This window comes from Bradyrhizobium genomosp. I (2014), from assembly GCF_000261685.1.
Taxonomy (GTDB): domain Bacteria; phylum Pseudomonadota; class Alphaproteobacteria; order Rhizobiales; family Xanthobacteraceae; genus Bradyrhizobium.
In genome coordinates this window covers 1-1,044 of the sequence record NZ_AJQE01000312.1, presented here as the reverse complement: position 1 = coordinate 1,044, position 1,044 = coordinate 1, and the positions used below count along the sequence as shown (strand labels likewise).

The 1,044-nt window shown below is 64.8% G+C and carries 1 protein-coding gene and 1 pseudogene; one reads left to right on the top strand and one right to left on the bottom strand.

All coding sequences use genetic code 11. The features are described 5' to 3' along the window. On the top strand, positions 1 to 707 hold a 707-nt coding region (locus IC50_RS28665), incomplete at its 5' end, for a GNAT family N-acetyltransferase (protein ID WP_035712691.1). 268 nt (positions 708 to 975) lie between these two features. On the opposite strand, the pseudogene IC50_RS41545 reads toward IC50_RS28665, so the two are convergent. Beyond that, positions 976 to 1,044: pseudogene (locus IC50_RS41545) on the bottom strand (NAD(P)H:quinone oxidoreductase); the annotation flags it as partial.

Here is a 1,044-nt window from a genome sequence, read left to right as displayed (position 1 = left end):
GGGAAAAGCCGAACCCGCTGGTGTCGCTCGGCCGGATCGGGTCCTCCTCGCTGAACGGCAATCTCGTGTCGATGGGCGATGACTATCGCGACTATCAGGCCTCGATCAAGCGTCTGCAGATGCCACGTTGCTGGCGGGTCTTCAGCCGTCATGCCGGCGCGCGGTTCGAGATTGCCGCGGATGTCGCGCGTGCGCATGAGCTGCTGGACGCGATGGATATGCAGCAGCAGGCGCGCATGCGAAAGCTCGGATCACGCTTCGTCCTCAACGATGAGGTCCATGCGAGATTCTATCGCGAGGTCGCCCGCCGGGGCCTTGCGGAAGGTTATGCCATGATCTCGGCGCTGGTCTGTGACGAGGGTGTCGTCGCCACCACGCTCGGCGTCCGGCACGGCGCGACCTATTGCCTGTTGCGCATCGGCCACGGCGGCGATTCATGGTCGAGCTGCTCGCCCGGGCTGCTCGTCACCGAGCGCACCATGGCGGCGCTCCATGCACAGGGCGTGCGCCGCTTCGACCTCAGCATCGGCAATCAGGACTACAAGCGCCGCTTCGGCGCCGAGAAGATCCCCCTCACCGATGTCAGCGTCGCGCTGTCCTGGCGCGGCGTGCCCTTTGCATTGCGCGATCATGCCGCGCAGGGCCTGCGCCGCTATCCCAGGCTCGCCACCCTTGTGGCGAGAGCGATGGGCAAGGGAGCGCGATAACAAGGGAGCGCGACAAGAAGTGCCGCAGGGTGCAGCGTTCTTGTCGTCCGAACAGGCTTCACGATCCCGTGCAACTGGCGCAGCGAAGCCGCCCGCGAGAGGCGCGGAATAGGCTGCGGCAATACCAGCGCCGCGCAAGTGCCTGTGCGGGCTTGCGGATCATCTGCGCGATCAACAAGAGTTCGAAGGCCATTCGTATCGTTCTTCGTCAAGTATCCTAACGGCAGATGGGGCGGCATCCTCGAATGAGAATACCGCCCGTGTCGCATCAGCCATGCAGCTTCTTCGCGGTCTCCGCGATCTGGCGTCCCTGATAGCGAGCGCCGGCGAGCTCGTT